This window comes from Neopusillimonas maritima (genome assembly GCF_003576595.1).
Taxonomy (GTDB): Bacteria; Pseudomonadota; Gammaproteobacteria; order Burkholderiales; family Burkholderiaceae_B; genus Neopusillimonas; species Neopusillimonas maritima.
In genome coordinates this window covers 1,014,439-1,020,595 of record NZ_NQOU01000001.1, presented here as the reverse complement: position 1 = coordinate 1,020,595, position 6,157 = coordinate 1,014,439, and the positions used below count along the sequence as shown (strand labels likewise).

General features: G+C 51.9%; 7 protein-coding genes. 4 read left to right on the top strand and 3 right to left on the bottom strand.

What is annotated here, in order from left to right:
- Nucleotides 1-165: 165 nt before the first annotated feature.
- The gene (locus CJO09_RS04995) at nt 166-831 is read right to left on the bottom strand and encodes an outer membrane protein (protein WP_119441314.1); all 666 of its coding nucleotides are present in this window, start codon (nt 829-831) and stop codon (nt 166-168) included.
- A 185-nt stretch (nt 832-1,016) separates the two neighbouring features.
- Here CJO09_RS04995 and CJO09_RS04990 point away from each other — a divergent pair, with 185 nt between their 5' ends.
- Genes CJO09_RS04990 through CJO09_RS04980 form a run of 3 tightly spaced genes read left to right on the top strand, consistent with a single transcriptional unit; the run spans nt 1,017 to nt 3,753 of the window.
- Complete coding sequence (locus CJO09_RS04990; RefSeq protein ID WP_245961219.1) at nt 1,017-1,964, top strand: pseudouridine synthase; 948 nt, start codon at nt 1,017-1,019, stop codon at nt 1,962-1,964.
- 58 nt (nt 1,965-2,022) lie between these two features.
- Complete coding sequence (locus tag CJO09_RS04985; protein ID WP_119441312.1) at nt 2,023-2,712, top strand: YggS family pyridoxal phosphate-dependent enzyme; 690 nt, start codon at nt 2,023-2,025, stop codon at nt 2,710-2,712.
- Between the two features lie 3 nt (nt 2,713-2,715).
- Nucleotides 2,716-3,753: an amino acid ABC transporter substrate-binding protein gene (locus tag CJO09_RS04980; protein WP_119441311.1), complete on the top strand. Its 1,038-nt coding sequence runs from the start codon at nt 2,716-2,718 to the stop codon at nt 3,751-3,753.
- A 33-nt stretch (nt 3,754-3,786) separates the two neighbouring features.
- Here CJO09_RS04980 and CJO09_RS04975 read toward each other — a convergent pair whose 3' ends face one another.
- Complete coding sequence (locus CJO09_RS04975) at nt 3,787-4,257, bottom strand: hypothetical protein (RefSeq protein ID WP_119441310.1); 471 nt, start codon at nt 4,255-4,257, stop codon at nt 3,787-3,789.
- A gap of 54 nt (nt 4,258-4,311) precedes the next feature.
- Nucleotides 4,312-5,529 (bottom strand): DNA-processing protein DprA, encoded by a 1,218-nt coding sequence (gene dprA, locus CJO09_RS04970; RefSeq protein WP_119441309.1) that lies wholly within the window; start codon nt 5,527-5,529, stop codon nt 4,312-4,314.
- Between the two features lie 114 nt (nt 5,530-5,643).
- On the opposite strand from dprA, the gene def reads away from it, so the two are divergent.
- Entirely contained in the window at nt 5,644-6,156 is a 513-nt protein-coding gene (gene def, locus CJO09_RS04965) for a peptide deformylase (protein ID WP_119441391.1), read from the top strand.
- The last annotated feature ends 1 nt before the right edge of the window (nt 6,157 follow it).

The window sequence follows — 6,157 nt, the reverse complement described above, 5'->3', positions numbered from 1 at the left end:
GCGCCGATGATAGTGGATGTACATCTGTGAAAGTAGGTCATCGTCAGGCTCTTATACCAAAACGCCCCAACATCAAAACATGTTGGGGCGTTTTACTTTGGAAGAACGAAAACGGCACGCTGTGCCCAGAGTCCTCTAGCGAGGACCTATAAAGGCTATTTGAAGTTAGAATCTTGCGCCCACACCGACCAGAAAACTATATGAACTTGGCTTCATTTTGAAGGTGTCGTCGGGGTCGGTGGAGTCGTTGGCGCCTGCTGTCACACTTCCGTATGAGGCGTAAGTGGCCTCTGCGAACCCATATACATTTTTGTTGAATAAGTGGCGGCCCCCGATACCGAGCAACACGCCATTGGCCGTTTCGCTGATTGAAGGATCGCCTTCTGGGTGGATGGTGGCTTTGGCCTGGATCCAGCCCAGCTTAAGATAACCCATTGTGGTGTCATTGAAGGCGTAGCCGGGGATAATTGAAATAGACACCTGGTTTTTAAGTGTGCCGTTATATCCAGCGCCTGGGAGAGCCGTTCCATTAAACGTGATGTTGCCGCTGCCTGTGTCCATTTTCAAGGGGTTGTATTCGAGCATTGCGCCAAGCGTAAAGCGTTCGTTCATGGCGTGTGTGTAGCCCACGCCGAAGTTCAAAGGCATTTTGCCGTCGGAAAGGTTTTGTGCGGCAAAACCTGGCTCTATTACGCCGGATAGATCAATGCTGTTGTGTTGGTAGCCTGTTGATATTTGTGCATTGAACCCTTCAAAATTCTGAGCCTGTGCAAATACCGCGGGCGAGACAAAGATACCGAGCAATGCTGTTATGCGTAGCAGGTTTTTCATGTCGGGATGCTCCTGGTGGATACGGTGTGTATGAATGGGGACGCACGAGCGCAGGCTCCTGACGTTGGTTCACGTTATCATCCGTTAAAAGGTTTTTAAATTGTTTTTCGTCATTTTTCTGTATTAAAAGGGTTAGGGCCGGATATAGGTTGTGCCCTTGCAACAGTACGATACATAACCAGATTATGAGTTCTAAAAGCGCGAAATTGATGGCTTCGGCGCCTTTGCCCGTGAAAAACGGCGTGGCGCCCAGCAGGGTGTATCTGCAACCGGGGCCTTGGCCCACCTTGTACGATTTTTTGGTGCAGCGGTTTCAGTACACCGATCCAAAAGTTATCTATGAGCGCTTGATTCGGGGTGAGATTGTCGATGAGCAGGGGAAGCGACAAACGGCTGATGCGCCTTATCAACCCCGTCGCTGGCTTTGGTATTACCGTGATGTTCCTCCGGAAACCCCTGTTCCTTTTCAGTTACAGGTTTTGCACCGTGATGAAAAATTGCTGGTTATAGATAAGCCGCATTTTCTGGCCAGTATTCCGGGCGGTCGCTACTTACGGGAAACGGCGCTCACGCGTTTACGGCATGAGTTGGCCTTGCCCGATTTAAGTCCTTTGCATCGCCTCGATCGGGAAACCGCCGGCGTGATGATGTTGTGCATTGATCCGGCGTGCCGTGGCGCCTACCAGCAGCTTTTTCAGAATCGTGAGGTCAGCAAAGTATATGAAGCCGTTGCGGGCTACAGCGATCAGCTCTCTTTCCCTTTAATCCGGCGTAGTCGGCTGGAAACAAGGAGCTGGCACTTTACGATGGATGAGGTTGAGGGGGAGCCCAACAGTGAGACCCGCGTAGAGTTAATTGAGAGGAAAGGCACACTAGGTTGGTATCGTCTCTTGCCTCACACAGGCAGAAAACATCAACTGCGTGTGCATATGGCCGGTTTGGGTATTCCTATAGTGAACGACCTTTTTTATCCTGCGCTGGCCCCACAGCCCGCATACCATGATTACAGCAAGCCTTTGCAATTGTTGGCGCGACGTATTCAGTTTCAGGATCCTTTCACCGGCGAAACGCGTGCGTTCGAAAGTCAATTGCAGTTGGAATGGACCAGCCGATTTGATACGGCCAGCGTTTAACGGTGCTCAACCGGCATGCACTACAATCGTAAGGTCTGTATCAATCGTAAGTTGATTTATGCCTTTCTCCTTTCAGGAACGTCTTTCCAGCATTCAGGCTCGTATTAACGCTGCTTGCCAACGTTGCGGGCGGAATCCTTCTGAAATCGTTTTATTGCCGGTGAGTAAAACTTTTGATGCCCCTATCGTTCGCGAAGCCGTCGCAGCGGGGCTGCATCGATTTGGTGAGAATCGTGTACAGGAGGTTCGCGATAAAGCGCCGTTGCTCGAAGATCTGTCTATTGAATGGGTTCTGATTGGGCATCTGCAAACCAATAAAGCAAAAGATGCCGCGCAACTCGTGGGCGAGGTGCAGTCTCTTGATCGTTTGTCGTTGGCAGAAGCGCTGGATAAACGATTGACTAAGTTAGGTAAAACCTTAAGTGTTCTGATTCAGGTCAAGACGTCGCCTGAGCCCAGTAAGTTCGGGCTGGAGCCAACTGAATTATTGCGCTTTCTGGAACAGTTAAAGGACTATCCAACATTACGACCTGCAGGTTTGATGACCTTGGCCATTCATTCCGACGATGAAGCTGCGGTGCGGTCGTGTTTTCGCACTTTGCGTGAGCTTCGCGATCAGGCTGTTCAGGCAGGGCACCATACCGTGCAAAGGCTGTCGATGGGGATGAGTGGTGATTTCGAGTGGGCGATTGAGGAAGGATCAACTGAAGTGCGGATTGGTTCTTTATTGTTTGGTGAGCGGGGTTAGAAAATGAACGGTTTTTTGGGTAAGCTGCCATGCATCATCCGCAGCGCGTTGATTGGGCTGCTGTTTCTGTTGGTAAATACGGCTTCGGCCGACACGCTTGAAGTCGTTAAGAAACGCGATGTCGTGCACTGTGGTGTTACCACCGGCTTTGCCGGCTTTTCGGCGCCGAATGACAAGGGCGAGTGGGCAGGTCTGGATATTGATTTGTGTCGGGCGATTGCAGCAGCTGTGCTGGGCGATGCAAGTAAATTCAAGGCTGTTCCGCTTAATTCTCAACAACGCTTCACGGCTTTACAGTCGGGCGAGATTGATGTTTTGGTGCGTAATACTTCGGTTACGCAACAGCGTGATACTGCCTTGGGTGCGATCCACGCGGGCATCAGTTTCTACGACGGTCAGGGTTTCTTGATTCCCAAAGCTTTTGGCGTGAATAGCGCCAAAGCGCTGGACGGCGCATCTATTTGCCTGCAAACGGGCACGTCGAATGAAAACACGTTGGCCGATTGGGCACGGGCCAATAACATTACGTACAAACCGGTCGTTATTGAACAATTCAATGAGGTGGTGAATGCGTTTGCCGCCGGCCGCTGCGATGTGTTTTCCACTGATGCCGCAGGGTTAGCATCCATTCGGGTTTCCCGCCTTAAGAATCCGGACGATTACCAAGTATTACCCGAGCAAATTTCAAAAGAACCATTGGGGCCTTTTGTGCGTCAGGGTGATGACACGTGGTTGAACGTTGTGAAATGGTCGCTTATGGCGATGCTGAATGCTGAAGAATTAGGCGTAACTTCAGACAACGTAGAGGCGCATTTAAGCAGCACAAATCCGCGTATACAGCGTCTGCTGGGTGTAACGCCTGGTGCCGGTGCAAACCTTGGGCTTGATGAAAAGTGGGCCTATAACATTATCCGCCAGGTGGGTAATTATGGACAAAGCTATGCCCGTAATGTAGGCATGGATAGTCCATTGAAGATTCCACGCGGCTTGAATGCGTTATGGACTGATGGCGGGTTAATGTATCCGTTGCCAATTCGGTAATCGCTTTGGGCCGGTTGTACGCGATTGCGAAAATTATTGTCGCTTGTACACCAGGGCGATTCGAGCGAACGCGATCTGTAATTCCTTGGTGCCACCCTGAAAGATAAACGGGCGGCCACGTCCGGTGAAGCACATGAGCTTTTTGGATGAAATAAGGGGAATGAATTTTGCGAATTGAATTTCTTCCCATTTCACGACGCGGCGCGTAATCCAGCTTTGTTCGATACCCTCTTCAGTAATACGGGTACGTGAAGTGGTCATGTAGCGCGCCATGACAATAAGTGCCGCATAACACAGCGTAACGCTGGCTGCGATATAAGGATTAACGTTCTGGCCGGCAGGGCTTTTGGCCGTACTAATAAACTGGATACCAATCACAATCAACATAAGCCAGGATGCAATTTTGATCCAGCCTGGCCACGAGGTGCCTTCGATTGGCAAGGGTTGAAGTTCCTGGATCAGTGCCGCGTGCTCTTCAGCGGTTGGGCGATTACGAGGCAGCATGGTTTGTTCTGAATGAATGTTAAAACCTAATCATAGCGCGTCGAAGAAACGCAGTCAGGCCGGTTGCCGTTGATATTGCCCGCTGGGCAGGCGTGCAACGTGCCCCTGTAGCTCCAGTACGGAAAGGGTTTGACTAAGGAGTGAAACGGCGATTCGACAACGTTGTTGCAATAAGTCGAACGAAATCGGGTCGTAACCCATGGCTTCCAGCACCGCATCAATATCTTTCTGATGGGTGGCTGTTTCGAACAAGGGCGCGATCAGACTTCCCTGTTCCTTCGGCGTCTGATTGTTCGGCGCTTTCTTCCTATTACCCCGGTGTTGCGCTTTGGTTTTTGTGCGTGTTTGAGTCGTGGTGGATCCGTTGTGGGCCGAGGGTTTTAACTCTTCAAGGATATGTTCGCCCGATTCCACCAGCTTTGCGCCTTGGCGGATCAGGGCATGACAGCCTTTTGACAGCGGCGAGTGAATAGAGCCGGGGATGGCAAAGACTTCGCGCCCCAGTTCGGAAGCGAGCCTGGCTGTGATGAGCGAGCCGCTTTGTAGCGCAGCTTCGACGACAACCACCCCGTGTGATAAGCCCGCAACAATGCGGTTGCGTTTTGGAAAATGGTAGGGCATGGCTTTTTGGCCGAGTGGAAATTCGGAGACCAGGGCGCCGTGTTCTGCAATAGAGTGGGCCAAATTCCGGTTGCGTGCCGGGTAAACGAGGTCGATTCCAGTGGCAAGTACGGCAATGGTGCCGGCGCCTTGGGGCCCTGCCTTCAGTGCGCCTTGATGCGCGGCGGCGTCAATGCCCGACGCAAGGCCGCTGGCGATGCACCAGCCGTGTTCGGCCAGAAATTGGGCGAAGTCATGTGCGTTGGTTTCACCTGCCGGTGTTGCGCTGCGGGCGCCCACAATGGCCAATGAAGGTTGGCTAAGTAATTCGGGGCGCCCGTTAACGTACAGCACCAAAGGTGGGTCATGCATTTCCAATAATTGAGGTGGGTACGTTGGGTCGGCCAGAGTGAGCAGATGGTGGTTGTCGGCGGACAGCCAGTGCACAGTGGCGTCTATGCGGCTTTGCAACATTGCATCCGGCTCTTGAGCAAGCCGGCTGGCCAATTTGGTGTCCAGATGCTTCATGAGTTGCATGGTTGATTGCGAGAAAATATCTTGCGGCAGCCCATAAACTGAGAGCAATAGGCGTGCTTGCGCCGGGCCCAGGTCGGGCTCAAGGGTAAGTCGAACCCAGGCGGCGGTTTCGTCGGAAGAGAGATTCATCGGCATGGCGCAAGTGTGCCATATCGCGCAAGCGGTGTGCAGGCGGGCGTGCTGCAATCATCCATGTTGGCATGAGCGCTCGTTGATATAATGAAAATCTGTAAAGAAAAGGTTTTAACCATGGCATTATTACCCATACTTCATTATCCCGATCCGCGCTTGCACAAGGTTGCCAAGCCGGTGGAAAAAGTCGACGACCGCATTCGCCGACTGGTGACAGACATGGCGGAAACGATGTACGACGCGCCGGGGGTAGGGCTGGCCGCCACTCAGGTCGACGTCCATGAGCGTGTCGTGGTAATCGACGTGTCCGAGGAAGGCAATGATCTTAAGGTATTGATCAACCCGGAAATTACCTGGAAAAGCGAGGAAATTCAGGTTTATGAAGAGGGTTGCCTGTCGGTGCCCGGAATTTACGACAAAGTCGAGCGTGCCGAGCGCATTCATGTCAAAGCGTTGAATGAAAAAGGTGAGGTGTATGAGTTCGACGCCGACGGTTTGCTGGCGGTTTGTGTTCAACACGAACTCGATCATTTGCAGGGCAAGGTCTTTGTTGAGTATCTTTCGTCGTTGAAGCTGAATAGAATCAAGACAAAACTACGCAAGCAAGAACGTGAAGCGTTGAAGGCCTGAC